26 protein-coding genes are annotated in these 26,135 nt (G+C 41.5%); 9 read left to right on the forward strand and 17 right to left on the reverse strand.

Annotated elements, in window-relative coordinates; translation table 11 throughout:
* Nucleotides 1–116: 116 nt before the first annotated feature.
* A complete protein-coding gene (gene lipL / locus H0185_RS11730) occupies nucleotides 117–953 on the reverse strand; it encodes an octanoyl-[GcvH]:protein N-octanoyltransferase (protein ID WP_221873673.1) in 837 nt (278 codons plus the stop codon).
* Nucleotides 954–1,083: 130 nt separating this feature from the next.
* The gene (gene pta, locus H0185_RS11735; protein WP_221873674.1) at nucleotides 1,084–2,058 is read right to left on the reverse strand and encodes a phosphate acetyltransferase; all 975 of its coding nucleotides are present in this window, start codon (nucleotides 2,056–2,058) and stop codon (nucleotides 1,084–1,086) included.
* Between the two features lie 274 nt (nucleotides 2,059–2,332).
* On the opposite strand from pta, the gene hemQ reads away from it, so the two are divergent.
* Together hemQ and gerQ are read left to right on the forward strand one after the other, a co-directional pair.
* Nucleotides 2,333–3,082 carry a hydrogen peroxide-dependent heme synthase gene (gene hemQ, locus H0185_RS11740; protein WP_221873675.1) on the forward strand — a complete coding sequence of 250 codons (750 nt, stop codon included), beginning with the start codon at nucleotides 2,333–2,335 and terminating at the stop codon, nucleotides 3,080–3,082.
* Nucleotides 3,083–3,267: 185 nt separating this feature from the next.
* On the forward strand, nucleotides 3,268–3,789 hold the full coding sequence (gene gerQ / locus H0185_RS11745; RefSeq protein WP_221873676.1) for a spore coat protein GerQ: 522 nt from the start codon (nucleotides 3,268–3,270) through the stop codon (nucleotides 3,787–3,789).
* A 54-nt stretch (nucleotides 3,790–3,843) separates the two neighbouring features.
* On the opposite strand, the gene H0185_RS11750 is transcribed toward gerQ, so the two are convergent.
* The 15 genes from H0185_RS11750 to fdhD all read right to left on the reverse strand — a co-directional run bounded on the left by H0185_RS11750 (nucleotide 3,844) and on the right by fdhD (nucleotide 19,078).
* Nucleotides 3,844–4,215 (reverse strand): DUF423 domain-containing protein, encoded by a 372-nt coding sequence (locus tag H0185_RS11750; protein ID WP_221873799.1) that lies wholly within the window; start codon nucleotides 4,213–4,215, stop codon nucleotides 3,844–3,846.
* Between the two features lie 154 nt (nucleotides 4,216–4,369).
* Complete coding sequence (locus tag H0185_RS11755; protein ID WP_221873677.1) at nucleotides 4,370–4,687, reverse strand: YwdI family protein; 318 nt, start codon at nucleotides 4,685–4,687, stop codon at nucleotides 4,370–4,372.
* A 123-nt stretch (nucleotides 4,688–4,810) separates the two neighbouring features.
* Nucleotides 4,811–5,482 (reverse strand): uracil-DNA glycosylase, encoded by a 672-nt coding sequence (locus H0185_RS11760; protein ID WP_221873678.1) that lies wholly within the window; start codon nucleotides 5,480–5,482, stop codon nucleotides 4,811–4,813.
* 193 nt (nucleotides 5,483–5,675) lie between these two features.
* Nucleotides 5,676–6,302: a GyrI-like domain-containing protein gene (locus tag H0185_RS11765; RefSeq protein ID WP_221873679.1), complete on the reverse strand. Its 627-nt coding sequence runs from the start codon at nucleotides 6,300–6,302 to the stop codon at nucleotides 5,676–5,678.
* Between the two features lie 125 nt (nucleotides 6,303–6,427).
* A complete protein-coding gene (locus H0185_RS11770) occupies nucleotides 6,428–7,447 on the reverse strand; it encodes a thiazole biosynthesis adenylyltransferase ThiF (RefSeq protein WP_221873680.1) in 1,020 nt (339 codons plus the stop codon).
* 61 nt (nucleotides 7,448–7,508) lie between these two features.
* Entirely contained in the window at nucleotides 7,509–7,742 is a 234-nt protein-coding gene (gene moaD, locus H0185_RS11775) for a molybdopterin converting factor subunit 1 (RefSeq protein ID WP_221873681.1), read from the reverse strand.
* Nucleotides 7,735–8,199, reverse strand: coding sequence for a molybdenum cofactor biosynthesis protein MoaE (locus H0185_RS11780; protein WP_221873682.1), 465 nt, complete (start codon nucleotides 8,197–8,199; stop codon nucleotides 7,735–7,737). The genes moaD and H0185_RS11780 overlap by 8 nt, the downstream gene beginning before the upstream one ends.
* A 369-nt stretch (nucleotides 8,200–8,568) precedes the next feature.
* Nucleotides 8,569–10,488: a molybdopterin biosynthesis protein gene (locus H0185_RS11785; protein WP_221873683.1), complete on the reverse strand. Its 1,920-nt coding sequence runs from the start codon at nucleotides 10,486–10,488 to the stop codon at nucleotides 8,569–8,571.
* Between the two features lie 15 nt (nucleotides 10,489–10,503).
* Nucleotides 10,504–11,736: a molybdopterin molybdotransferase MoeA gene (locus tag H0185_RS11790; protein WP_221873684.1), complete on the reverse strand. Its 1,233-nt coding sequence runs from the start codon at nucleotides 11,734–11,736 to the stop codon at nucleotides 10,504–10,506.
* A 44-nt stretch (nucleotides 11,737–11,780) separates the two neighbouring features.
* Nucleotides 11,781–12,380 carry a molybdenum cofactor guanylyltransferase gene (gene mobA, locus H0185_RS11795; protein ID WP_221873685.1) on the reverse strand — a complete coding sequence of 200 codons (600 nt, stop codon included), beginning with the start codon at nucleotides 12,378–12,380 and terminating at the stop codon, nucleotides 11,781–11,783.
* A gap of 171 nt (nucleotides 12,381–12,551) precedes the next feature.
* Nucleotides 12,552–13,364 carry a formate dehydrogenase accessory protein FdhE gene (locus tag H0185_RS11800; RefSeq protein ID WP_221873686.1) on the reverse strand — a complete coding sequence of 271 codons (813 nt, stop codon included), beginning with the start codon at nucleotides 13,362–13,364 and terminating at the stop codon, nucleotides 12,552–12,554.
* A gap of 292 nt (nucleotides 13,365–13,656) precedes the next feature.
* Entirely contained in the window at nucleotides 13,657–14,367 is a 711-nt protein-coding gene (locus tag H0185_RS11805) for a formate dehydrogenase subunit gamma (RefSeq protein WP_343223141.1), read from the reverse strand.
* Nucleotides 14,360–15,190: a 4Fe-4S dicluster domain-containing protein gene (locus H0185_RS11810; protein ID WP_221873688.1), complete on the reverse strand. Its 831-nt coding sequence runs from the start codon at nucleotides 15,188–15,190 to the stop codon at nucleotides 14,360–14,362. The genes H0185_RS11805 and H0185_RS11810 overlap by 8 nt, the downstream gene beginning before the upstream one ends.
* Nucleotides 15,190–18,177, reverse strand: coding sequence for a formate dehydrogenase-N subunit alpha (gene fdnG / locus H0185_RS11815; RefSeq protein ID WP_221873689.1), 2,988 nt, complete (start codon nucleotides 18,175–18,177; stop codon nucleotides 15,190–15,192). Before fdnG ends, H0185_RS11810 begins: the two co-directional genes overlap by 1 nt.
* Before the next feature lie 106 nt (nucleotides 18,178–18,283).
* The gene (fdhD, locus tag H0185_RS11820; RefSeq protein WP_221873690.1) at nucleotides 18,284–19,078 is read right to left on the reverse strand and encodes a formate dehydrogenase accessory sulfurtransferase FdhD; all 795 of its coding nucleotides are present in this window, start codon (nucleotides 19,076–19,078) and stop codon (nucleotides 18,284–18,286) included.
* Nucleotides 19,079–19,651: 573 nt separating this feature from the next.
* On the opposite strand from fdhD, the gene pdxK reads away from it, so the two are divergent.
* The 7 genes from pdxK (at nucleotide 19,652) to nosD (ending at nucleotide 26,115) form a co-directional block, all read left to right on the forward strand.
* Nucleotides 19,652–20,473: a pyridoxine/pyridoxal/pyridoxamine kinase gene (gene pdxK / locus H0185_RS11825; RefSeq protein ID WP_221873691.1), complete on the forward strand. Its 822-nt coding sequence runs from the start codon at nucleotides 19,652–19,654 to the stop codon at nucleotides 20,471–20,473.
* 73 nt (nucleotides 20,474–20,546) lie between these two features.
* Nucleotides 20,547–20,894 (forward strand): YojF family protein, encoded by a 348-nt coding sequence (locus tag H0185_RS11830; RefSeq protein WP_221873692.1) that lies wholly within the window; start codon nucleotides 20,547–20,549, stop codon nucleotides 20,892–20,894.
* Nucleotides 20,895–20,917: 23 nt separating this feature from the next.
* Nucleotides 20,918–21,583, forward strand: a complete 666-nt coding sequence (gene bshB2, locus H0185_RS11835; RefSeq protein ID WP_221873693.1) for a bacillithiol biosynthesis deacetylase BshB2 — start codon at nucleotides 20,918–20,920, stop codon at nucleotides 21,581–21,583.
* A 186-nt stretch (nucleotides 21,584–21,769) separates the two neighbouring features.
* Nucleotides 21,770–22,237 carry a c-type cytochrome gene (locus H0185_RS11840; protein WP_221873694.1) on the forward strand — a complete coding sequence of 156 codons (468 nt, stop codon included), beginning with the start codon at nucleotides 21,770–21,772 and terminating at the stop codon, nucleotides 22,235–22,237.
* 55 nt (nucleotides 22,238–22,292) lie between these two features.
* The gene (gene nosZ, locus H0185_RS11845) at nucleotides 22,293–24,164 is read left to right on the forward strand and encodes a Sec-dependent nitrous-oxide reductase (RefSeq protein WP_221873695.1); all 1,872 of its coding nucleotides are present in this window, start codon (nucleotides 22,293–22,295) and stop codon (nucleotides 24,162–24,164) included.
* Between the two features lie 80 nt (nucleotides 24,165–24,244).
* On the forward strand, nucleotides 24,245–24,811 hold the full coding sequence (locus H0185_RS11850; protein WP_221873696.1) for a hypothetical protein: 567 nt from the start codon (nucleotides 24,245–24,247) through the stop codon (nucleotides 24,809–24,811).
* On the forward strand, nucleotides 24,808–26,115 hold the full coding sequence (nosD, locus tag H0185_RS11855) for a nitrous oxide reductase family maturation protein NosD (protein WP_221873697.1): 1,308 nt from the start codon (nucleotides 24,808–24,810) through the stop codon (nucleotides 26,113–26,115). Before H0185_RS11850 ends, nosD begins: the two co-directional genes overlap by 4 nt.
* Nucleotides 26,116–26,135 lie beyond the last annotated feature (20 nt).

Below are 26,135 nucleotides of genomic sequence, written 5' to 3' on the forward strand. Positions count from 1 at the left end.
ACAAGGCAGGCCGTAAACTAGGATAAAAGTTTACGGCCTGTTTTTATCTTTATTTATAGATAGAAAGGATAACAGTCTTAACTTAAGCTTCAGCCATACGCCACTGGCCAGAGCTTTTAATCAAGAAACTTACTGTTTCGCTCAATAATACGATCATAATAATGAGTAAATAGTTCAAACTCCTCTGGTTGTAATTGTCCCGTGAGGATTTCGTCGCTATTTTGATGTAAAAATGTGATAAACCGGAGCATTACATCTTGAATGGTCATCGGAGTACTCAGCAGTTCAGAAAGTGACGACATCACTTCTGGCTTCACCTCAGGATATAGGAATTTTGTTTTCTCGCCATTTCTTGCCAGTTCGTAAAAATTCCTTATCACCTCGGCGCGTTCACTGCCACTGCCTGTTACACAAAGGTAAATTTGCACGGCTACCCCTTTTTTCAACCTTCGCTGTGAGATTCCCGCAAACTTCTTGCCCCCGATACTTAAATCATAACTTCCTGGGCAATAAGAACCAACGATTTCTCGGGCATCTATTTCTATATCAAAATCGGAAAACATCTTTTTAACTAACATCCACATGGCATCGTAGCCACGGTTAATATCTATTCCTTTTTCCACTTCCGGTAAAATTAACGAAAGGTTGAGCACGCCCTCATCTAATACGACGGCTAACCCACCAGAGTTACGGACAATGTATTGATATCCTTGCTGCTTAAGGTAATCTAAACCTTCCTGTAAAAACGGGAGCTTTGTATCCTGTATTCCTAGTACCACTGTCTGATGATGAACCCAAGACCTTGCCACCGCAGGCGATTTCCCTGTCCCCACCGACTCGCATAATGTATCATCCGTTGCAAACGATTGGAGAGCATGAAAATGCGGTCCAATCGCTGATTGGTCAATTAGTCTCCAACGACTTTGACGCAATAAATGAAGCGCCTCATCCATTGTCATTCTCCTTTTTGGCTAGTATTCACTAGGATAGTATACCATTTTCTACGTAGCTTACCCTTCCTTGACCTATAGAAAAAACCGGTTCCCACCTTTGAAACCGGCTCAATCAAGGATTTAATTTTTACTAGGCCAAAGCTTGTGCTGCTGTAATAATCGCCAGTTTATAGACATCTTCCTCGCTACAACCACGGGAAAGATCGTTTACTGGACGATTTAAGCCCTGAAGAATTGGTCCCACTGCATCGAAGTTTCCTAAACGTTGGGCAATTTTATAACCAATATTCCCTGCTTCTAAGCTTGGGAATACAAATACATTTGCATCGCCTTTAAGAACTGAATCTGGTGCCTTCTTTTCGGCTACAGATGGAACAAAGGCAGCGTCAAATTGGAATTCTCCATCTAATACAAGCTCAGGTTCACGCTCTTTCGCAGCAGCAACTGCTGTAGAAACTTTGTCTGTTTCCGGTGAAACCGCTGAACCTTTTGTAGAGAAGCTTAGCATCGCAACGCGCGGATCGATATCAAACATTCTTGCCGTTTTTGCACTTTCAATCGCGATTTCAGCAAGGTCTTGGCTATCTGGTGCGATATTGATGGCACAATCAGCAAACACATATTTTTCATCTTCGCGAACCATAATGAAGACACCAGAAGTTTTGCGTACGCCTTCCTTCGTCTTAATGATTTGTAACGCCGGTCTCACTGTGTCTGCAGTCGAATGTGCGGCTCCGCTCACTAGACCGTCCGCACGGTTTGTATGTACAAGCATCGTTCCAAAGTAGTTTTCATCAAGTAGAATTTTACGCGCTTGCTCTTCAGTTGCTTTTCCTTTTCGTCTTTCAACGAAAGAAGCCACAAGCTCATCCATCGCAGCAAAGCTGTTTGGATCGTAGATTTCTACTGAATCAAGAGCTACGCCAAGTCCACTTGCCTTTGCTTGAATTTCTTCAATATTCCCTACTAAAATTGGGGTAAGTACTCCATCGGCAGCTAAACGACCAGCTGCTGTTAATACTCTTTCATCTAATCCTTCTGGAAAAACAATGCGTAAATTTTGTCCGCTTAGTTTTTCTTTTAGGCCAGTAAATAAATCACTCATACTGAATCCTCCTCTTTAACCTTTACTTTCCTAGCATACTTTACCCTATTAAAAATTCAAGGTTGTTAGCGTTTTCGACAAAAAAGTTTCTTTTTTGCCAATTTTTAAACGAAAACGATATATCCAACATCATTATTTACATCTGCTTGCTAAAATATCCGACTTTTCCTTGTGTATTCCAAAACAAATGTCCAGGAAGGTGTTATTCGAGTATTCTATGGCAAAACTGTGATATAGTATTGTTGTAAATTATCGATTTTTAGGAGTGAGATAAATGAGTGAAGCAGCACAAACGCTCGATGGTTGGTATTGCCTACATGATTTCCGCACAATCGATTGGACTACTTGGAAAATGACGCCTAGTGATGAGCGCCAGGCAGCCATTAATGAATTCTTAGGACTTGTTGAGAAATGGAACAAGACTCAAGCTGAGCAACAAGGTAGCCATGCCCTTTATACCATTGTCGGACAAAAGGCAGATTTTATGATGATGATTCTTCGCCCAACAATGGAAGAATTAAATGAAATTGAAACCGAATTCAATAAATCAAAACTAGCGGAATATACAATTCCAGCTCATTCTTATGTATCTGTAGTAGAATTAAGCAACTATCTTGCTGGTGAAGGTGGCGACCCTTACCAAAATCCACATGTACGGGCTCGTCTATATCCTGAGCTTCCAAAAGCAAACCATGTATGCTTCTATCCAATGGACAAGCGTCGTCAAGGAAACGATAACTGGTACATGCTTTCCATGGAAGATCGCAAAAAGATGATGTACAGCCACGGTATGATTGGCCGTCAATATGCAGGCAAAGTGAAGCAAATTATTACTGGTTCTGTCGGCTTTGACGACTACGAATGGGGCGTCACTTTGTTTGCTGACGATGTTCTTCAATTTAAAAAGCTTGTTTATGAAATGCGCTTTGATGAGGTAAGTGCACGTTATGGTGAATTTGGGTCTTTCTTTGTTGGAAACCTTCTTGATGTTGACCGTGTTCAGTCCTTTCTTGATGTAAAGTAATTTAATCCTACCCTATAGAGCCTTCTATAGGGTATTTTTTTATCATTATCCCCTACAATTACAATCAGCTACAGTGGACCTATCTCAAATTCTTTTTGTCATAAATCCCGTCTCTCCTCATAAAGTTGAAATAGTGAGGCTTCTTTATTTTTCGTGACTATTATTTTCATTCGGGAGGGAAAAGAATGAGTCAATCGAATTATCCATATTACAATCAGACATATCCTCAGGCTTATACACCTTTTAGAGGGTCAAATGGCCAGGGTCAACAAGGTTACCCAACACAAGCGAACAACGGCTATCCTTATAGTCAAACTGCACAACCACAAATGAACGGTGGCATGGCGGGAGCACAACCGATGACGCCACCACCACAGGGAGTTTTTCCATCATCTAGTGGAACAGGGATTCAAGTACCAGGTATGCTGCCAGCTGAACAATCTTATATTGAAAACATCCTTCGTCTAAATAAAGGAAAGCTCGCAACAGTTTATATGAGCTTTGATGCCAGTCAAGAATGGAATTCCAAGATTTTCAAAGGCATTATTGAAGCTGCCGGAAGAGATCATATCATCCTTAGTGACCCACAAACAGGTATGCGGTATCTCCTATTGATGGTTTACTTAGATTATGTCACTTTTGAAGAAGAAATTGAGTACGACTATCCATTTGGCGGAGCTGGGTTAACTGCCTATCCTCCAAGGTAAAACGCATTTTCCACACAAAAAGGAGCTCCTGCAGAGCTCCTTTTTTGTTTAGGTTTACATATATCGAACTGCCGCGATAATCAGCAATACCCAGGCAACGAGGAAAGAGACGCCTCCTAATGGAGTAATAGCACCAAGAACACTAATTTGCGTTAAAGTTAATACATACAAACTACCAGAGAAAAGGATGATGCCGATTAACATTAGCCATCCTGACCAGCTTAATAAGGATGTTGCTGGTAGGTTCCCTAGTAAAATTCCAATAATTAAAATACCCACCGCATGAAACATCTGATAGGTCACACCTGTTTGCCAGGTTTCCAAATACTTTGCAGGTACTTTTCCCTCTAAACCATGTGCACCAAAAGCCCCTAGTGCCACAGCAAGAAAGGCATTAACTGCTCCAATAATAATAAAGAGTTTCATCATCTACTCTCCCTCATGTTTTATTTCAAATTTCTGTAAACTAGTTGTTCATTTTCCACTCCAGGCACCTTGCTCTATAAGGAACGCCCGATACCCTAGCCAGCTTGAATCAACTGAATGAACGTAAACCAGATCGAATTAACACAGCCTTTTATTAAAAGTCTAACAAAGAATCTCCGTTCGCTTCATCATCCATTTCAATTTTTTTCGATTGAGTTATTCCTTGTTGGGGCTGATAAGGGACATGTGTTGGTGAGACTATGGCATTATGTATGGGTGGTGCAGACATTTTCTGGCTCTGCGGTAGTACTGGTTGTACCGTACTGCCTGTTCCTGGTTCATCTAGCACTAACTCACATAATGTTTTAAGAGAATGAATTCGCTCTCTCATGGTCGACTCTGATCCAGCCTCTTTTGCACTTTTTAATTCTTTCTCCATTTTTAAAAGTAATTTTTGTAGCGATATATTCACAGTTTCACCACGCTTTACTAGTTGTCATTTCTCGATACCATTCTACCTTAATTCAACGTTTTTTACACGAAACATGAAACAAGAATTGTCTGTTCCACGTGGAACATGTCGAAGTACTATGCATTATAACTGCCAATCTATTTCTTTTTCGCCTTTGGAGCGAAGATACTCATTGATTCGTGAAAAATGATGATTCCCAAAAAATCCTCTACTCGCAGAAAGTGGACTAGGATGGACTGAAGTAAGAATGAAATGCTTTTGTAGATTTATTAGGTTCATTTTGGATTGTGCTGGTTTTCCCCAGAGCAAGAAAACAACTGGTTTCTCACGGTCATTTAATAGTGAAATGATTTTATCCGTTAATACTTCCCACCCCTTCCCCTTATGGGAGTGTGCTTCCCCTTCACGTACGGTTAAAACGGTATTTAATAACAAAACACCTTGATCTGCCCACTTTGCTAAATAGCCATGATCCGGGATGCTACACCCCATATCATGTTGAAGCTCTTTAAACACATTTCTTAATGAAGGTGGAATTTTCACTCCTGGCTTCACCGAAAAGCTTAAGCCATGTGCTTGATTTGGTCCATGATAAGGGTCTTGTCCAAGTAGTACCACTTTTACATCATCGAAATCTGTATACTTAAGTGCATTGAACATATCTTCTCTTTTGGGATAAATGGTTTGCTCTTCATACTCCTTGTCAAGAAACGTATTTAAATGTAAAAAATACTCCTTGTTGAATTCATCCTTTAGGAGCTCGCCCCAACGGTTATCTATTCGTTCTTGGTCCATTCCTATCTTCCTTTCAATCTATGAATACCAAATGACTCTTATCTATTTTAACAGATTAAACAAGGCTGCTTTAGTAAAGATTAAAGCCAATTTTAATGTAAGAGTGTGGTTTCTATTCGTTTACAAGCACTTGTATTAAAAAAAACACCTCAAATAGAATGAGATGTTCCCAAAGGCCAAAACTAAAAAAAAGTTATATTTCCGCTACTTTAAATCTAAGAACCGTCTTTAGTTTCTCTGGAGCTGTTTTTCTAACGTCGGTAATATATATTTCCTTATGTGTTTTTTCGACTCTTTTAAGATTATTTTGGCTACAAAACTGTTCCATTAAAGCAAAGGTTTGTGGTTCAGTCTCATAACTTCCATTATGCATCGCTTGAACACATAAACCCTCTCCAATCCTTTCAAATTTACTATTGTCTAACTGGAGGTCGGGCTTTTTTTTCTTTACCATTTCCAAGACAGAATCGTATAACTCTTTTGTCACAAAATCAGGTTGTCTAATCATTAATTTATAGACGAAATGTTCCTTGCTTAAATAATCCAATTTTCTACCTTCTTCGTCTAAATCCCAGACTCCCTCAAGAGGAAATACCGTATACTCAAAATACCCCTCTGGTGTTATCCCTTTTTTAGGCAACATTCTAATACCATATGATAAAGAATATAGGGTTTCGATCTTTTCCCTGAATCGTTCACCGTTCGGATTTCCCCTGCCTTCTATAGTGAGATAGTTCATTGTGGGGACCTCAATAATAACAGGCTGGTTCTTTGGTAGATAAAGTTCCTTTAATTGTTTTCTCCATTCAAACTTACTCATTTTATAACACATCCCTATCAAACTAAAATAAAAAACGTAATGATTTTTCAATATGGAGAAATCATTACGTTTTACTAGAGAAGTACTGGTTTCAATCTTTAAATTGAAGCTGTTGTCACTTACTATTAGCCTAGCAATCGATTATACAAGCTCTTAGCCTGCGTAATGTCTTTTGTTCCATGAATGAGAGCTCGTCCGTCTTGAAACAGGACAAAACGATTAGAGTCCATCTCTGCAGATAGTAGGTAAGGATTTCCCTTCACTTCATATCCTAGTGCTTTAAGTTTCCCAGCCATATCTCTTAAATCGACCCCTTCAGAATGTGGCGGGCGAATTTGAACGGTGTCTCGTCCACATAGAACGCTGGTTTTGGTCATGTTTTCAGCATTGAGGTACGGGTATTCCCGATGTTCCCCACAAGATAAGCATCCAGGGTCCTTCGCACGCGACATCTTCATACTCGAGTATTGATTTCTCCATAAATCAAAGCTAACGAATGACGTTCTCACTGCTTCCCAATCTTCGACAAGGATTTTCAATGCTTCCGCCGTTTGATGAGCAATGACCATTTGCACAGCAGGCCCAATAATGCCGCCGGTATCGCAGGTCATTCCTTGAATTGGGATTGTTTTTAACAGACAATTTAGACATGGAGTCTGCCCCGGAACAACCGTAAAGCTCATCCCAAAGCTGGCCACGCAAGCTCCATAAATCCAAGGGATTTCAAACTTTTGAGAGATATCATTAATCGCCATTCTTGTTTCAAAATTGTCAGTTGAGTCGAGAATTAAATCTACATCAGCACCTAGTTCAGCTAGTTTTTCGGGTGTTGCATCCCCAATAATAGAGCGGATTTCAACCTCTGAGTTAATTGCCTTCAACCTTTTTTCTGCAGCAGCAGCCTTCGGTAGCTTTTCCGCTACATCTTCTTCTGTATATAGTTGTTGTCGCTGCAGATTGCTTGCCTCAACATAATCTCGGTCTATTATTGTCAACTTACCGACTCCAGCCCGCGTTATCACTTCAGCGTTACCAGAACCTAAGGCACCAGCACCAATAATCAATACATGCTTACGTCTTATTTTTTCCTGACCATCATTGCCAATTGGAGGAAATAGGGTCTGGCGTGAATATCTTTCTGACATCGGAGATTCCTCCTAGTTAAAATAATCTATTTGATCCTGATAAGAAAAAAACACGGAGACATCAGCCTCCGCTTACTGGTGGAATAAAGGCTATGACGTCTCCATCCTTAATGACTTCATCGTTCGGAGCAAATTCTTCATTGATTGCCGTCATCGCCGAGTCAAGTTTTTGTAGCTTATATTGTTCAGCCACTAGCGCTTTTACTTCAGCTACGGTTTTCCCCGATGCATCAATGGTTACTGATTCTTCCCCTACTTCATCCCTTAAGTGGGCGAAAAACAAAATCTTATTCATTCAAATCACCCTCCTCTGGCTTTCCACTTGGGTATGCGACTGTCTCAAGCTGGTTTCCAATCCATTCTTGTCCGTCTTCCCAATGCTCTTTTTTCCAGATTGGCACAATCTCTTTAATTCGTTCAATTGCATATCGATTCGCTTCATAGGAATCCGCACGGTGGGGTGTTGATACGGCAATCACAACAGCAACATCGGTAATATCAAGTTTACCCACTCGGTGCGTGATGGCTACTTCTGCCCCTTCCCAGCGTTCCTTAATCTCATTGCCAATCTGCTCCAACTTCTTAACAGCCATTGGTTCATAAGCTTCGTAAATGAGATAGAGAGTTTTCTTTCCCTTGGTTAGCTCTCTAACGGTTCCAATGAACGTGTTAATGGCACCGGCTTCTCGCTGAACCACTTTATCAATAACCGATTGAATGTCAATCGGATCCTTTGCGATTTCATACATCATTTTGTTCACCTCAAGGTTCTGTTAAAAACATTGCTCTGTTATAAGTGGGTTGATTTGCGCTCCAGGCACGAACGGTTCGCGGGCAGTCCGGGAGCCTGGCCAGCTCCAGCGCCTAGCCCCTCGAGTCGCTTCGGTCCGTCAGTTGAAGTCAAAGAACGACTTCATCTGCCAGCCCTCCAGCGCTTGTCGGGGCTGAACAAGGCGCTTCCGCTTTTCTATCTCCTCGGCGCTTATGCGCCTGTGGGGTTAATTGGTCCCTCACGCGGACCAATTCAACCTAGGTCTCCCCTGCCCCGTACTCCCGCAGGAGTCTTCGTGCCCTCCGCTCCAATCACTCGTTATATAAAATAAACATTCTGCTCATAAAACCTACAAAAACACAGGCTCAGCCTGACTTACGACTTTATACCCGCCAATTTTATCGACTTCTGCTTTAAAAGCATCTGACTGAATAACCGTTTGCAGCCAACGCCCTTTATCGCTTTCAAAAAAGGCCTTTGTCATTAACAGGTCATAAGATTCGTCGGCTACTGGGATAAACTCTAGGTTCATTGCTTTCGCTGCTGGGTAAATGCCTAGCCCCACTGCCCGTTCATTTCCTTTTACTTCTGCTGCCACACTTAAATGAGAGAACATCTCACGGTCATACCCATTGATTTGTTCTGGCGTTAATCCTTGTTCTTTTAACAATAAATCAAATAGGATTCTCGTTCCTGCACCTTTTTGGCGGTTGGCATAATCCGCTTGGGTTTGTGCTAATTCAGCAACTCCAGTCACTTCTAATGGATTTCCCTTTGGCACAATCCACCCTTGAGTTCTTTTTAAAAATGGATACAGGACAACCTCTTGTCCAGCCAAAAGTTTCTTTACATAGGAAACATTATATTCCTTTGTTTCAGGGTCTAACAAATGAATGCCCGCTACATGGGCTTCCCCTTTTCTAATTGCCATGACACCAGCCATGCTTCCTACATGGGAAGATACAATTTTCATGTCAGTCCGCTCTCGTTTAAGTTGGGATGAAAGCAAATCAATCGTCAGATCATGACTTCCAGAAAAAACAATTGCACTTTTAATTTCCTCCAGTGGACGGAGCAATTCGATTTCAACCGTATCACCTTGTTCATATCCTAGCAACTCCGGAGGAATGACAAGTAGACCATCAGCTCGTACGAGTGACATTGTTACACCTGCCGCTCTCGTTAACGGATTGGCAATAAATTGGCCATTCACATAGCCGATATTCATTCGAATAAAGTCCTCTGCACCCATTGTTGAGACAATTCGACGTCCTAATTTCACTTGAAGTGTTTGTCTTTTCGGAACAGGAACTTGCAAATATTGACAAACAAGCGGTCGAACAAACCACTCTAGTGCCAAATAAGCGGACACTGGATATCCAGGCACACCTACAACTATTTTCCCATTGATTTCGCCAAGGATGACCGGTTTTCCAGGCCTTGTCGCGACCCCGTGGGTAAAAACTGTACCTAATTCTGCAAGAATATGGACTGTATAATCCTTTGAGCCTGCGGATGACCCCGCATTTATAACCACAATGTCCGAAGTCTCAACCGCATCAATAAGGGCCTTTTTTATATTTTCTGGCTCATCCCTAACGATCTCTTTTAAATCTGGGTTTCCGCCCCATTCTTTTATATAATTGGCAAATACCGTGCCATTAAATTCAATGATTTTCCCCGCAGCTAGTGATGCATCTGCTTGAATTAATTCATTTCCAGTTGGAATGATGGTCACCAATGGTTTCTTCGCTACCGGTACCATGGTAATCTGCGCCGCTAATAAAGCCCCTAAATCCGCTGGGCGCAATTGATGTCCTTGTGGGAAAAGCATTTCTTCCTGAACAATGTCTTCACCGATTGGACGAATATGCTGCCAAGGTGTTGCCGGTTCAATGATCTCAATCGTATTGTTATCGAGGATTTGAACATTTTCAATCATAATGACGGCATTAAAATGTTGCGGGATCGCATTGCCTGTATCAACATAAACAAATTGTTCGCCTTTTTTTAAATGAAGCGGCCTCTGTTCATGTGCTTCATACGTTTCTTCCGCATTGACAGCAATCCCATCCATTGCTGAAGCATGGTAATGGGGCATTGAAACATTTGCAAAGATTGGTTCTGCCGTAATCCTGCCTAAAGCATCGCTAATTGGGATGAGTTCGGTTTCAGGCGACAAGCTGGCATAGTCAAGAATTTCCCGTAACGCCTCAGCCCTTGGCTTGTCCTCCAGGTAAATTTTCCGTTGGTATCTCTTTTCATCCATGATTTAAGCTCCCCCTTATTTCGATGCTAAAACAGGTACGTATTCACCCTGTGAGATTCCTTCTTTTTCCGAACTAATTTCAACAATCCCATCGCTTTTTACCAATGTTGTGATCAACCCCGACTTCCCGATGATTGGCTCTGCCCACCATTCGCCTTCTTTCATAAACAGACGGACGCGAATATAATCGGAACGTCCTGGTGAAGAGGCAATATTCTTGGTCATGCGTGCAAAGACTCGCTCAGGCTTTGGTTGAGCTTGTTCTCCTTGCAATTTCTTGATGATTTTTTCACCAAACAGTCTAAAAATGATCATCGCAGAAGCCGGATGTCCAGGTAGCCCAATGACAGGCTTTCCTTCTGCAACAGCTAAAATTGTCGGTTTCCCAGGCTTGATACTGATTCCATGAACAAACACGCCCGGGTCTCCAAGGGATTGAATCACTTCAGTCGTATAATCCTTCGCTCCGACTGAACTGCCTCCTGATAAAATCAAAATGTCCGCCTGTTCATAAAGTTCACGGGCTTTCGAAGCGAACACATCGTAATCATCAGTGGTAATTCCTCCATAGATCACTTCAACGCCCCATTCACGTGCAAGACCAGAGACAGTCAAGTAATTGATATCGCGAATTTGTCCAATTTCCAACTTCTCTGTATCATATGGAACAATTTCGTCTCCTGTTGAAAGATAGGCTGCCTTAATCGGACGGTAGACGCTTACTTTCGATATCCCCAGAGAGGCGAGCGCCCCAATTTCTTGGGGACGAAGCTTAGTACCTGCTTCAAGCAAGATTTCTCCAGCCTTGATATCTTCCCCAGCGCGGATGACATTTTCACCTGGAGCAATTTGTTTATATGTATTTAATAAACCGCTAATTTCCTCACAATGTTCAATCATTAAGACACTATCACTACCAGGAGGAAGCATTCCTCCTGTCGGAACATAAATGGCTTCCCCACGTGATAAAGGTGTCGTTGCTGCCTCTCCCATTTTAACTTCCCCTGAAACAGTTAAAAATCCAGGCATTGACTCAGATGAACCATAGGTATCCTTCGCGACAACGGCGTATCCATCAACGGTTGACCGATCAAAAGCTGGAACATTCTCACCTGCTGCAACAGGTTCGGCAAGGACGCAATGAAGAGCCTCTTCAAGAGCGCAGACAGACACCTCCCCAACCTTAGCTATTTTTTCCTGTATTAAGGCAAAGGTCTCCTCTACGGTTTTCACTTTAAAGAATTGCATCTCCACTCCACCCTTTCTTCTGACGAACCTTGTAGTCTCTGTGGTTATTCCCCTTTTTCCACTCGTTGTTTCGCTTCTTCGTATTCTTCCGGTACATTCATATTGAAAAAGATTTCTTCTAAACTTCCATCACTATAAACCTGTAAATCATTTTCATCCAGATAGCGGACATTGAGTTTGTCCAATAAATGTATGACTCGTAAGCGGTCTTCCATTAAACAGGCTTGAATCTCAGGAACAATCCGCTTTTGGTAAGCTGCAAATAATGGATGCTTTTTCCCACCGATAACTGGGATAATCGCGTCAAAATGCTTTAAGTTTTGAACAAGGGTAGATGCAAGCTCAGCCGAAACAAAAGGCATGTCGCATGCGACCACGATATTTTCCTCATAGTCAGAGGCCATTAACCCAGCATGAATCCCGGCAAGAGGTCCCTTGCCAGTAAATTCATCTGAAATCGATTTAAGATTTAAAAATTCATAGGATTCTGGATTATTTGTTACTAAAATTATATCATCAAACAGAGATTGAAGTTCATTTCTGATTCTCTCTATATTTGTCTTATCATTAAATGGAAGAAGCGCTTTATTCTTCCCCATTCTACTTGATTTGCCGCCTGCTAAAATAATGGCCCCGGCTTTCATCAATAGCACCTCTTCTAAATTTATCTTTGTTAATTAAAAAGCAGATTGATTCCCACTCCATCTACTCGCTTTTCGCAGGGTTCCAAGGAATATCCTGCCGCCTTGCTCCCATCAACAAGAGTAAAACGAAAATGCCTTTTAACAAAGCCTATTAATCAGAAATCTTTTTCTCTATCTAATTGAATCATTATAATCTACTACAGCTTTGTAACCATTTTCTTGTGCGATAAAATCAAGATGAATGGTGTTTAGGTCAAGGATAGCAGAAGAAGGCTTGGAAATATATTGTCTTGTATCGATTACCTTCACATAACCATGGCATTTTTCACAAACCTGAATTTGTGAGGTAGGGTCTTCCTCTATTGTAATATTTTGTATTGTTTTGTGATCGTCATTCCCACAGTGTGAACAAGCAATACGTTTTTCTGCCCAATGTGCTAAGCAGCGTGGGCAGTGGATGACCTTTTTCCCTTCACCCTCTAATTGCGCTAAACGAACAGGTTCCCCACATACCGGACATCCTGAGCCTGGAATAGCCTGATGGATTTCGACCTGGACCTTTTCTGCTGTAAGCTGTAAATAAGGTCTTAATGCCGTTTCTGCTAAAAACTGTGGAATCCATTCTTCGATTTCATTCTCCTGCGCAAAACGATTAAAATAAATGTGGTTTAAAGCAAATGCTTCATCAATCCAACGAATTGCAGTTTCCTCATTAAGTAATTCACTAACCTTAGTTAACTTTCCTTCTAATTCCGGATTATTCTTTGCAATAAGTTTATTTATCTCATCTATCCACTGTATGAATAGGGTAATTTCAAAATCAATAACCGTTAATGCCGCCACTGGCACTCCAGCGTTCAGTGCAGCCTTATCCAGGTTCGGCTTTATCCTATCAGGATTGAGGCTTTGCTTCCACTGTTCCTGTAGCTTAACGATTTCTTTCTGTAGGTTTGTGTATTCCTTTGAAACAACGGATTTTTTCATCCTGCTACACCTCTTTCAAATTTACAAACTCTTCTATTTATCACTATTAAACACTTATTCTTTTTTTAGGAATGGCTGTCCTATTACAGACAGCCATTTTGTTCCTTGCTCTATATAGTTTTCAGTGTGAAGCTATAGCTGAACACGGCGGTTCCGCTTTTCTATGGTCTAGCTGCACCGCCTAGCTCCTCGGGTCATAAGCTACCCCTGAATTGAAGGCAAAGAACGCCTTCTATTCAGGTGCATCTTATGCCTGTCGGAGCTAAACAAGGCGGTTCCGCTTTTCTATTTATCATGCACCTTTATTCTTTTTGTTCTTTGGATCATCTAAGTCAGGGAAGTTGCCTTTTTTAACTTCTTCCTCATACCATTCTGTATAGTGGCTTTTTGCCCACTCTGCTGGAACTTTCCCTGTTATGACACCAGTAAATCCTGGTCGCGAATGTTTATGAATAACACTCAGATAAATATGACCAAGGACTACGGCAAAACCGAGACCAAACCCAACATTATGAAGGAAATATCCCCACTGAACGAGAGCGGTAGGGAATAGATCTGGAAACCACATCGTGAAACCTGACGCAATTAATAGAATCGCACAGACAATCTGTAGAATCGAGTTAATCTTCTCACCAGCATTAAAAAACGTTTGTTTCACATGCTTTGATTTAAAGCCAAATAACTCCTTAACAAACTCTGAGAAAAACTGAAGATCTCTTTTCTTCCAAGTTACCAATTCCCTCATCCAATTCATAAATCCTTTAGGATCAAAAATTAAGAAGATAAATGTAGGCAGGATAAACGCGACTGCAAGAACTCTGTGTGCGAGACGAGCACCCTCTGGCCCACCCAGCAATGGATATAACCAATCGAAAAACTCTGTATACATTGGTAATGCGGTTATATATAGCCCGATAAATGCAATACCATTAATAGCATGTGCCACTACAAAGGCCTTCGAAAAACGCTTTACCTGCACTTGAGAGTTTTGTGTTTTACTCACGGTTTCCACCCCCATCCTCTTCATGTCCTCCGTTCTTCTTATCAAAGAACTTATTGGCAACGAAAGCACCCGCTAGTGCCATGGCAACGCCACCAACCATTGCCTTCCCTATTGGCTGTGCATAGTCTTTCCATAGAACAGCAGATGTAGGAACCTTGGGATTCTCAGGTAAGCCATAAACCGATGGCTTTTCAGCAAGTACATAGATTGTGTGTGTTCCACCTACTCCTTGGGGGTTATAAACCATGGCATTTGGATAGCGTTCTTTTATTTCGTTCACACGCTTTTCTGCCTTCCTGATTATGTCATCCTTTTCGCCAAATTCCATTGCTCCAGTATGGCATGTGGTCACACAAGCAGGTTGCAACCCTTCATCTAGGCGGTCTGTGCACATTGTACATTTATGAGCTTTCCGATATTCCTTCCCGTTTTCATCCTTATAATTCTTTAGCTGGATAACATCAAATGGGCAGTTTTGCACGCAATAGCCACAACCAACACATGTATCTTGATCGACAACGACCATTCCTTTGTCGGTGTAACTGATTGCATTCTCTGGACAAACCTTTTCACAAGCTGCATCTGTACAGTGAAAGCAAGAAGAATGGCGGAAGAGATAGTCTAAGTTGCCTTTTGAATTTTCATGTTCAACAAACGTGAGGACGTTCCATGTGTCTGCCGTTACATTGGCATGAGATTGCATTGTCCCAAGGAAGTCCTGTGGTTCTGCAGGTAAGTCATTCCAGTTCTTACAAGCAACCATACAAGCACGGCAACCATCACATTTGGTTACATCGACATATTTTACATATTCAGTAGCCATTAATCTGCCCTCCTTACATTACAGAGGAATGCTTTGTATTCAGGTATCATCGTATTTGCATCCCCAATATGAGGTGTTAAACGATTGGCTGTATCTCCTGTTGCATATCCTTTATAGCCAAAGTGCCATGGCATTCCAATGTGGTGAATCGTACCACCCTTAAGCTTATATGGTTTAAAACGTTTTGTTACCATTGCATAGGCTGTAACATCCCCACGTGCCGAACTGACAACAATTTTATCCTTATTTTTAATGCCTTTTTCTTTAGCAAGCTCCTCACTCATCTCAACATACATATGGGGAACTAATTCAGATAACCATTCCTGATTTCGAGTCATAGATCCTGATTGCCAATGTTCACTGACACGATAGGTTGTTGCTACAATTGGGAAATCTTTGTTATTCCCTTTCTTATTAAACTCTCCATCCCAAACTTTTACGGTTGGATTCATCTCGACACTCGAGAAAACATTCGGAATCGGACTTTCAAATGGCTCATAATGTTCAGGGAATGGACCATCATTTAAAGTTGGGGCATACATCCCTCCGACTCCATCACCTAACATGATGAAAGGATTTATTCCGCCCTCATCTGTTGGTGCTTTTGTTGGGACAAAGTCAGGGATATCGTTTCCTACCCACTTCTTCTGCGCTCTATCCCAACTGATTACAGCTCGCTCACTACTCCAAGGCTTTCCACTTGGGTCAGCAGAAGCACGATTGTAAAGAATCCGCCTATTTGCTGGCCAAGCATAAGACCAGTTTAAGAAGTTGGTTCCGCCGTCCGTATTTTTGCTATCGCGTGCTTTTGATCGATTATTGCCTTCTTCAGGATAAAACCCTGAATAAATCCAGTTCCCGCTGCATGTGCTTCCATCATCCATAAGAGCACCGAAACCAACCACCTGTTTGCCTGTGTTGTAATCGTAGCCGTTGATTTCCTTACAAACTATGTCAATGTCCGGATGGTCTCCGTGGCCATATTCCCAATGTAATGCCTTTATTGGCTGGGCTGCCGGAGTATTTTCATTTTTATATAACGCTTTAATTTTTGTGGCTAGAACATGAATAATTTCTAGGTCTGCTTTCGCTTCCCCTCTAGAATCGATCGCCTTCCAACGATATTGCATCCAGCGTGAACTATTTGTGATACTTCCTTCCTTTTCAAAAGAAGCAGAAGCAGGAAGTAAGAACACTTCTGTGGCAATTTTTGAAGGATCACTTCCAGCCTCTTTTTGCCAGAAGGAAGAGGTTTCTGTTTCCCAAAGGTCAACGGCAACCATCCACTTCAAGTTAGATAAAGACTCTTTTTCCTTTCCAGCATTCGGGCCACCGACTACAGGGTTTTGTCCGAATAAGAACGCACCTTCAAGTTCGCCTTTATACATGGCATTGAACAATGAAATATGTGAATAGTTTTTATTTCCTTTTGGTAGCATTTGATAGGCAAATTCATTGTTTTTCGTTGCATTCGGACCATACCAGGCCTTTAACAAGCTAACGTAAAATTTAGGCTTATTGATCCAATAACCTGACTTCGGAGTTTCTTTTTCAAGAAAGGCCTTCAGTGTTGCATGTTCTGGTATTGCTTTAGGAGCACCAAGATATCCTGGAAGATCACCCCAAAGTAAGGCAAAGTCCGTTGAGCCTTGTACATTGGATTCACCACGCAGTGCGTTTACCCCACCACCTGGTAATCCGATATTCCCAAGGAGCAATTGAAGCATTGCGTAACTACGAACATTTTGAGTTCCAACCGTATGTTGAGTGGTTCCCATTGCATACATGATGGTTCCGGCCTTGCCTACCTGTCCAGTTGAACAGAATAACTCACAAATCTTTACATAATCTTCTTTTGGTGCCCCTGTTACTGTTGATACAGTGTCGGCATCATAACGAGAGTAATGCTTTTTCATAAGCTGGAAGACAGAACGAGGGTTTTCCAACTTTTCATCCTTAAGAGGGTTGCCCTCTTTATCTGTTTCAAAAGCCCATTGTGTTTTATCATAAGAACTTGTACCTTCATCAAATCCAGAGAATAAGCCGTCATTGAATTTAAAACTTTCTTTGACGATAAATGAGGCATTTGTATATTTAGCAACATATTCCTTGTGGAATAGGTTATTTTCAATTGCATAATGGATCATTCCACCAATAAACGCGATATCTGTTCCTGAACGTAATGGAGAATAAATATCCGCCTGTGAGGAAGATCTAGTAAAACGCGGGTCAACGGAAATGATTTTTCCGCCTCTTTCCCTAGCTTTTAACAACCATCTGAAACTGATTGGGTGGTTTTCAGCAGGGTTTGCCCCGATGATCATGCAGACATCTGTATGCTGCAAGTCGTTCCAATGGTTTGTCATTGCTCCACGTCCAAACGATGGTGCCAGACCGGCAACCGTTGAACTGTGTCATATTCGTGCCTGGTGCTCAATATAAGTGACACCAAGCCCTCTCATTAATTTTGCAAGCAGATACGTTTCTTCATTATCCAATGCTGCTCCACCAAGACTTGCGATGGTCTCTGTTTTATTCACAATCATGCCATCTTCTTTATGAACAAATGTCTTATCACGCGTTTCTTTTACACGCTTAGCGATTGTGTCATACATCCAATCCCAAGACTTTTCTTCCCATTTATCACTACCTGGGGCACGGTATAGCGGCTTCGTCAGACGCTTTTCTGACGTATATAATTGTCTTAATGTGGTCCCTTTACTGCACAGTTTCCCCTCATTGATTGGGTTATCTGGATCCCCTTCTGTATAAACCACGGTGTCGTCTTTTGTATGAACCAAGATGCCACATCCTACACCACAGTAGCAACAAATGGTTGGTGTTACAGTTGATTTAGCAATTTTAAACTCTTTTGTTGAGGCATGGACTTCTTTTTCATTGAAGCCCAGTTCTACAACAGCTAATGTCGCTGCCGCCGCCCCAGTCAATTTCAAAAACTGCCTGCGATTCAGATTGATTTCAACCATTTCTCTCTCTCCTTCCCAAATTTACCTAAAACAGCCCTTATCCCTAGGTATCCCTTTACTTGCTCAATGAAAGCGCATGCTTTCTTTAACACTTTCATTTTGTTCCTTAATTGAAAATAGTGAGAACCTCACCCCTTTCAATTGGTTTAGCTGCAACAGTTGAGTTTGAGACATCATCATAGACTCTTCCTGATGATGTATAGACCGTTGCCATTTTGCCTCTTAAGTACCCAACCACTTCAATATTAAGAAACCTTGCTAACTGGATTGCTTGCTTAGTAGCTGCTGTCCGAGACCCTATTACCGCAAAACCAAATTTCGCTGTTTTTGAGAGCATTTCATATGAGACCCTACCGGTTGTAAGCAGTACAAGACGATCTGGTTGCAAACGCTTTCTGAGTGCGTGACCAATTATTTTATCCACTGCATTATGCCGACCTATGTCTTCACGAACAGAAATACTTCCGTCCTCGTGAATAATACATGCCCCATGCATCCCACCCGTTTCTATATATAAAGGTGTGTTCTGCGCAAACTCACTCCGCTTTTTCAATAGATAACTAAGCGCAAATTTCTCATGCGACGTTACCTTTCGGAAGTTTTTTACATCCGTCATTGAAAAGAACGTTACTCCCCGGCCACAACCAGCGGTGTAATGTTTCTTTTTTGAAAACATCTGTTCAGGTTCAAAATCATTATTTAAAGAAACTTGTATCGTTCCTGTATCCTCATTCACTTCAACTTCTTCTACTTCTTCAGGGCTACCAATGAATCCCTCCGAAAAGAGATAACCATAAGCCCAATCCTCTAAATCCTGGTTTGTTAGCTGAAAAACAGCTACTTCGTACCCATTCACAACGAGTGTAATCGGGTACTCATCAGGACACCCCTTCTTTAGCATTTTCTTCACCCCTTAAGATTTGCCTAATCCTCCTAGGAATCTGCAAGCAAGGTTCCTACATTCCCTTTGTATTTTAGAAACAATAAAATAGAGAATCTGTAAAAATTATCACAGTTCCAAAATCCCTTGTTGCTTCTCGCTTCAATCAAGGGTTTTAAAACAAACCTTGTACAAGTACCGACAAACCCAACGAAGGTACTAGTTAACTGGTACTCTATAATTCCAATTTACAGGAAAATCAACTAGTTCCCTTGTCTGAATTGTTACAATCCCTTTTCAAAACTTTGTCTATTCTGTGTAGGGAATCTTTGGTAGTTTTTTAAAGATAAATCCTAGATATAACGAAGGTTGTCTAGCGATACTTTTTCTATGGTAATGGAAATAAAAAAGGTTTTCAGTTACATTTATCACCACTCGCCCCCAAAAAAACTTAATTTAGCCGGTTGACATAAGGCGTAGTTTAGTGACTCAATCTCTTAAACGTCTTTCTTTGTATACAGTTAAACGAGTGGTATAATCTTAAAATAGATGAATGGCACTACATATGAAGGAACTTCAAGGAGGAAAACGAACATGACAATGAAAAAGGTACTAACAATTGCAGGTTCAGACTCAAGTGGTGGAGCTGGCATCCAAGCTGACCTCAAGACCTTTCAGGAACTTGGTGTCTATGGGATGACCGCTTTGACAACCGTTGTGACCATGGACCCAAAAGGCTGGCATCATGGTGTCTTCCCTCAACCAGTAGAATTAGTTGAAAAGCAACTTGAAACCATTCTTTCGGTCGGCATCGATTCAATGAAAACTGGGATGCTAGGATCCGTCGATATTATTGAGTTAACGGCTCGTAAAATAGATGAGCATCGTTTAGACCAAGTAGTCATCGACCCCGTAATGGTATGCAAAGGCGAAGATGAAGTACTTCAACCAGAAAACACAGATGCGATGAGAGAGCTTCTTCTTCCACGCGCTACGGTTGTCACTCCAAATTTATTTGAAGCATGGCAACTTGCACAGACTGGCCCAATTAAAACCATTGATGATATGAAAGAAGCAGCTGCGAAAATTCATGACCTTGGTGCAAAGTATGTCATGATTAAAGGTGGCCGTAAATTGCAACATGATAAAGCAGTTGATTTGATGTATGACGGAAAAGAGTTCCGTTTATATGAATCAGAGAAATTTGACACCAACTACACGCATGGGGCAGGCTGTACGTTCGCTGCAGCAATTGCAGCAGGCCTAGGAAAAGGACTGCCGGCAGAGGAAGCATTTGCAGTTGCCAAAGATTTTGTATCGGAAGCAATCAAGCATGGCTTTAAGCTAAATGAATATGTTGGACCAGTTATGCACGGGGCCTATACCCGCTTTGGGGCCGGCCGCAAAGCAGAATAAGGACTACTACATTAAAGCATCAGATAGATTATACGTAAGCTACTAAATTGTTGCCGGAAGGAGGAGGAGAACGATGGATCCAGTGAATATGAAGAGTGTCCAGGATGCTCTTGAAGGCTTTCTGGATACAGAAGTATATGTCCATCTTGAAACCACAAACGGAGCATATGCGTCGCATCATAATGAACAGTTCTTTTCAGCTGGTGCTTATATCCGAAACGCCAAGTTAACCTATGAGCGTGCTAAGATTACAGGTGCTGGACCGTATCGAGTAGGATTAAAAATTCCGTTCGGATGGGTTTATGCAGAAGGAATTACCCATTATGAACAAGATGATAAAGGGCGATTATTGCTTGCCGGACATGATTATGACGGGAAGTTAGCTGTAGCACTACAAATTAGCACTACACCTTTCGAATAGGTTTAAAGGAGCGTGGAAAGCAGTTGAAAAAAGAACGACAAGTACTGGTTGTATTTCCTCATCCAGATGATGAGGCATTCGGCGTTTCTGGCACGATTGCCTCACACGTCAATATGGGGACACCTGTTACCTATGCCTGCCTAACTCTTGGTGAGATGGGCCGCAATATGGGTAACCCGCCATTTGCAAATAGAGAAACACTTCCGAGCATTCGCAAGTATGAACTAAAAGAATCGGCTAGAGTCCTAGGAATCTCCGATTTACGCATGCTAGGTTATCGTGACAAAACCATTGAATTTGAAGACCCTGATAAGCTTACAAATGAAATATCTAGCATGATTAAAGAACTTGATCCTTCGCTTATCATCACTTTCTACCCTGGATACTCTGTCCATCCTGACCACGATGCAACCGGTGCTGCCGTTGTCCGTGCGGTAGAAAAATTGCCGGTAGAAAAGCGACCAACATTACATTGTGTCGCCTTTTCAAATAATTGTGTTGAAGAACTTGGTGAAGCCGATATCGTCTTTGATGTCAGTGCTGTCGCTGACCAAAAGTTTGATTCTATAAAAGCCCACCAATCCCAGACTCAACTCATGATGGCTGGCATGGCAGAAGGCTTAAAAAATCAAGACCCTGAGGTAATGGCTAGACTAAACTTCGAGCGCTTTTGGACCTACAAATATTAATAAAAAGCCTGATCTTTTGTTGCATTGCAGTAACGCAACAAAGGGTCAGGCCTTTTTATTTCTCCGTTCTTCTCCTCTTCACAAACCTTTCACAAAACCGCTGGAAAAGTGTGAGTCAAATCACACTTCAACTCCCGTACCAAGGGGTAGGATGAAATTGTAAATTCATCTAAAGGGGGAAAGAGAATGCCAAACTCTGTGGCTAGTTTTATTATTTGTGCGATTCTTGGGTTTGGTATTGGCTTTGCGGGTTTTGAAATAGCTGGAAAAGATGACGTCGCTTCTACCGATGCTCCAACTGAAACCGCAGTCAATACTGAGTCCAACGAAGACAATACACCTGCTGAAGACAGTTCAAATGAGGAAGCAAAACAACCTACTACTGAGTCTGTAACATCTGCCAACAGTGAAATCCTGAATACGAAAGGATGCTTATCCTGCCACTCTGTTTCTTCACTCAATTTAGAAGGCGGAGCAACTGGACCAGACTTATCTAAAGCTTTCACCGAAGTTGAAGGAAAGCATGGCAAGCCGCTTAATGAGTTTTTGAAAGAACCAACCTCAGCCGTTATGTCTACTGTCATTGGCGGAAACCCATTAACAGACGAAGAAATTCAACAAGTGGTTGATGCACTTCAAGAGGCTTCTAAATAAGAACTCCTACGACTTTTCAAATCTATATAAATAATCAAATAAGGTGGTGCAGTTAATGAAGAAATGGATTCCTCCTGTTGCCGGGATTGTAACCGGATTGCTTGCGGCAACCGTTTTTTTCGCTGACTTTTCTCCGGAAAAAACGACACAAGTAACAGCCGACAACAACAGCAACAAAAGCAATGCTGAAAAAGTGTACGTCCCTTTTGGGGAAAAAGATGAATACTATTTGATGGCCTCTGGCGGACACTCTGGTCAAATGTTTATTTACGGTGTTCCATCAATGCGTCATATTCGTACTGTCCCTGTTTTCTCACCTGACTCTGCAACAGGGTATGGTTTTGACAACCATACAAAAGAAATGATGGGTGATTTTACTTGGGGTGACCTTCACCACCCTGCCCTATCTGAAACGGAAGGCGATTATGATGGAAAATACTTATTCGCTACCGATGTTGCGAACAGTCGTGCCGCAGTTATGAACTTAGAAACCTTTACAACGAAAGACATCATTAATGTTCCAAATACAAGTGGACCTCACTGTGCCGCATTTGTAACGCAAAATACCGAGTACATGTTCTTACCTACTCGCTTCGCTGTTCCAATTGGCAGTGAATATGCTTCATTAGACGATTATAGCGAACAATACCGTGGCGTTATGTCTGCTGTTACGTTTGATGAAGAAAAAGAAAAGTTAAATGTGGCTTATCAGGTTGCTCTTCCACCATGGTCCTATGATTTATCAGATGCTGGTAAAGGAATGTCTGGTGACTGGGCCGTTATTACCACCTATAACACGGAAGAAGCAACAACAAATTTAGAGATCAATGCTTCCCAGGCAGACCGTGACTACATCGTCCTCATCAACTGGAAAGAACTTGAGCAAAAAGTGAAAGATGGCGATTATGATGAGGTTACTGGACAAAAAATGATTTTCCCTGAAAAGCATAAAGGTGGCATCTACCTCATTCCTGTGGCCAAATCTCCACATGGTGTGGACGTTACCCCAGATGGAACTCGTTTTATCGCATCTGGAAAACTAGCTCCTGCGATGACGGTGTTCTCGTTTGAAAAGGCATTTGAAGCGATTAAAAATCAAGATTTTGCTGGCGAACGTAATGGCATTCCGATTGTAAAATACGAATCTGTTATGGAACGCGAAGTAAACCCTGAAAATGCTCTTGGACCGCTTCATACCCAATTTGATGATAAAGGAATGGCCTACACAACGATGTTCATTTCTTCTGAAATTGTCAAATGGGATCCGAACTCTGGTGAAACATTAGACCGCGTACCTGTTCAGTATTCTCCAGGCCATGCCGTTGCTGCTGAAGGTGATACCGTCGCACCAGATGGAAAATACATTATCGCCCTTAATAAAATTGCCAAAGATAGTTATCTATCTGTAGGACCATCTCACCCAGAGTCGATGCAGTTGATTGACCTTCGTGGTGACAAGATGGAAGTCATTCAATCGGCACCTGTAAACCCTGAGCCACACTATGCTCAGTTGGTGAAAGCAGACAAAATTAAAACCATCTCCGTCTATGACAAAGATGATAAGAATCCAAACGCTGTCTACAACCAAGAAGAAACAAGGATTGAGCGCAAAGGCAATGAAGTTCACGTATACGGTATAGCAATGAGATCTAAATTTATTTTTGACGCTAAGGCAGAACGTCCTGACGTCATTGAAGTCAATAAAGGAGATAAAGTGTTTATCCACCTTACCAACATTGACTTTGACCAAGATATTACCCATGGTTTTGCCATCAATCAATATGATTTGAATATGGAAGTACAACCTGGTCAAACAAATACCATTGAATTCACTGCAGATAAAGAAGGAACCTTCCCACTTTACTGTACAAACTTCTGCTCAGCACTACACCAGGAAATGTCCGGGTACTTCCTAGTTAAGCCTTAAAGTTCACGGATAAAAATATAGGGAGGGTATCAACCATTCGTTTGATGCCCTCTTCCTATTCATGAAAGGCGTGTAGAAGGATGAAAGGAAAACAACTTTCAATCGTATCTTCCATCTTGATGATTCTCGCTGCTGTACTCATCTTCGCTTCCCTACTTTTCCCCTGGTGGAAAATGGAGTTTTGGGCACCACAGTATCCTGAAGGCCTAGATATCATTGTCTACCCTGACAAGCTAGAGGGAGACATCAATAATATCAATGCATTGAATCACTATATTGGAATGAAAAACTTTAGTGAAGAAAACTTCCCAGAATTGCAGTATCTAAAATTTTTAATTGCCGGCTTGGCACTCATTGTTTTATCTGCCGCATTCATTAGAAAAAAATCATACTTATACATTGTCCTAGGGCTATTTGCAATTGGCGGCACTTTGGGTGTCTGGGACTTAAAGCGCTGGTTAAAAGACTTTGGTACCAACTTGGATCCCATGGCACCAATTGATATGGCTCCCTTTGTTCCGCCAATGTTTGGAGAAAATATTGTTGCCAATTTCACGACGTATAGCTCATTACAGACAGGTTCCTTTCTTGTTGTGGCAGCCTTTATTTTATTACTGATTCCATTATGGAAGGATCGAAGAAGATGAAAAAAATCCTGAGCCTGCTATTTCTGTTTGTTCTATTTATTGGCCCCTGCAGGCCAGGAGCAACAGAAAACCTGCAATCGATGATTGACGAGGCTTCTGACGGAGCCACCATTCAACTTGAGAATAAAACCTATGAAGGCAACATTGTCATAGAGAAGCCAATACACCTAATTGGCAAGGATGATACCACTATTAAAGGAGACGGCACAGGAAATGTGATTTCTGTACGAGCTGAGGGCGTGACACTAGAAAATATTGCTGTTGAGAATAGTAGCATGGACCGCAACAGTTCTGAAGAATATGCAGCTGTAAAGGTTTATACCAATGGCAATACCTTGCGAAAGCTCTCGATAAAAGACTCCTTTCATGGAATCTACTTAAGCAAGGCGCATCACAACACCATTGATCAGGTTCAAGTCCAAGGCAGTGGCGACGAGGAAATAGCCGGTCAAGGGAACGGACTGCACATCTATTACTCTAATCAAAACACCTTAACGAATAATGAAATCGAAGGTACCCGTGATGGAATGTTCTTCGATTATGCAGATGGCAATATAGTACTAAACAATAAAATGACGAAAACTAGATACGGTCTACACTATATGTATTCAAATGAAAATGAATTCAAAAACAACATATTCACCTTTAATACAGGTGGAGCAGCCGTCATGCATTCAAATGGACTAACACTCGAAAATAATCAATTTATTTTTAATTATGGCCATCGTTCCTTTGGACTCTTGCTCTTATCCGCGAACGATAATCAAATTGAAAACAACACTTTCTACATGAACCAAAGAGGGTTGTATATAGATCAAGCAACTAGAAACACCATTCGTGACAATCACATTTATCAAAATCAAATTGGCATTGAACTCTGGGCAAGCTCTACGGACCAAATTTTCACCCAAAATACCATCTCAGATAATACAATCCCCGCCGTTACACTTGGAGGCACTGGGAATAATGCATGGAGCAAGGATGCTATTGGCAACGATTGGGGAAGAAGTTTCCCGATCCTCGACCTTGACCAAAACAGAATCGGGGATCATTCAGCCATCTACCAATCTTCCCTTTACGAGCTGATTGAGGACCAGGAACTTACTTATTTGTTTCTAAAAAGCCCGGCAATATCTATCTATGAAAAAATGAACGAACTTCTTAATAAAAGCAAAATCATGTTTGAAGATGAGCATCCTTTAGTCAGTCATCCTAAAAAACAAGGGGTTCTATGGATAGTTGTACTTTTAGTTCTAGGGGTTGTGGTCATGATGAAAATGAAATTCTTCCCCTCTAAAACATGATGCAAGGGAGACATTTTAGT

Source organism: Mesobacillus maritimus, from assembly GCF_019749255.1.
Classification (GTDB): Bacteria; Bacillota; Bacilli; order Bacillales; family Cytobacillaceae; genus Mesobacillus_B; species Mesobacillus_B maritimus_A.

Bases quoted from the DNA above. Each gene is read 5' to 3' on its own strand.
- lipL (WP_221873673.1), bottom strand. From the start codon at position 953: ATGGATGAGGCGCTTCATTTATTGCGTCAAAGTCGTTGGAGACTAATT.
- pta (WP_221873674.1), bottom strand. From the start codon at position 2,058: ATGAGTGATTTATTTACTGGCCTAAAAGAAAAACTAAGCGGACAAAAT.
- hemQ (WP_221873675.1), top strand. From the start codon at position 2,333: ATGAGTGAAGCAGCACAAACGCTCGATGGTTGGTATTGCCTACATGAT.
- gerQ (WP_221873676.1), top strand. From the start codon at position 3,268: ATGAGTCAATCGAATTATCCATATTACAATCAGACATATCCTCAGGCT.
- H0185_RS11750 (WP_221873799.1), bottom strand. From the start codon at position 4,215: ATGAAACTCTTTATTATTATTGGAGCAGTTAATGCCTTTCTTGCTGTG.
- H0185_RS11760 (WP_221873678.1), bottom strand. From the start codon at position 5,482: ATGGACCAAGAACGAATAGATAACCGTTGGGGCGAGCTCCTAAAGGAT.
- H0185_RS11765 (WP_221873679.1), bottom strand. From the start codon at position 6,302: ATGAGTAAGTTTGAATGGAGAAAACAATTAAAGGAACTTTATCTACCA.
- H0185_RS11770 (WP_221873680.1), bottom strand. From the start codon at position 7,447: ATGTCAGAAAGATATTCACGCCAGACCCTATTTCCTCCAATTGGCAAT.
- moaD (WP_221873681.1), bottom strand. From the start codon at position 7,742: ATGAATAAGATTTTGTTTTTCGCCCACTTAAGGGATGAAGTAGGGGAA.
- H0185_RS11780 (WP_221873682.1), bottom strand. From the start codon at position 8,199: ATGATGTATGAAATCGCAAAGGATCCGATTGACATTCAATCGGTTATT.
- H0185_RS11785 (WP_221873683.1), bottom strand. From the start codon at position 10,488: ATGGATGAAAAGAGATACCAACGGAAAATTTACCTGGAGGACAAGCCA.
- H0185_RS11790 (WP_221873684.1), bottom strand. From the start codon at position 11,736: ATGCAATTCTTTAAAGTGAAAACCGTAGAGGAGACCTTTGCCTTAATA.
- mobA (WP_221873685.1), bottom strand. From the start codon at position 12,380: ATGAAAGCCGGGGCCATTATTTTAGCAGGCGGCAAATCAAGTAGAATG.
- H0185_RS11800 (WP_221873686.1), bottom strand. From the start codon at position 13,364: ATGAAAAAATCCGTTGTTTCAAAGGAATACACAAACCTACAGAAAGAA.
- H0185_RS11810 (WP_221873688.1), bottom strand. From the start codon at position 15,190: ATGGCTACTGAATATGTAAAATATGTCGATGTAACCAAATGTGATGGT.
- fdhD (WP_221873690.1), bottom strand. From the start codon at position 19,078: ATGCTAAAGAAGGGGTGTCCTGATGAGTACCCGATTACACTCGTTGTG.
- pdxK (WP_221873691.1), top strand. From the start codon at position 19,652: ATGACAATGAAAAAGGTACTAACAATTGCAGGTTCAGACTCAAGTGGT.
- H0185_RS11830 (WP_221873692.1), top strand. From the start codon at position 20,547: ATGGATCCAGTGAATATGAAGAGTGTCCAGGATGCTCTTGAAGGCTTT.
- H0185_RS11840 (WP_221873694.1), top strand. From the start codon at position 21,770: ATGCCAAACTCTGTGGCTAGTTTTATTATTTGTGCGATTCTTGGGTTT.
- nosZ (WP_221873695.1), top strand. From the start codon at position 22,293: ATGAAGAAATGGATTCCTCCTGTTGCCGGGATTGTAACCGGATTGCTT.
- H0185_RS11850 (WP_221873696.1), top strand. From the start codon at position 24,245: ATGAAAGGAAAACAACTTTCAATCGTATCTTCCATCTTGATGATTCTC.
- nosD (WP_221873697.1), top strand. From the start codon at position 24,808: ATGAAAAAAATCCTGAGCCTGCTATTTCTGTTTGTTCTATTTATTGGC.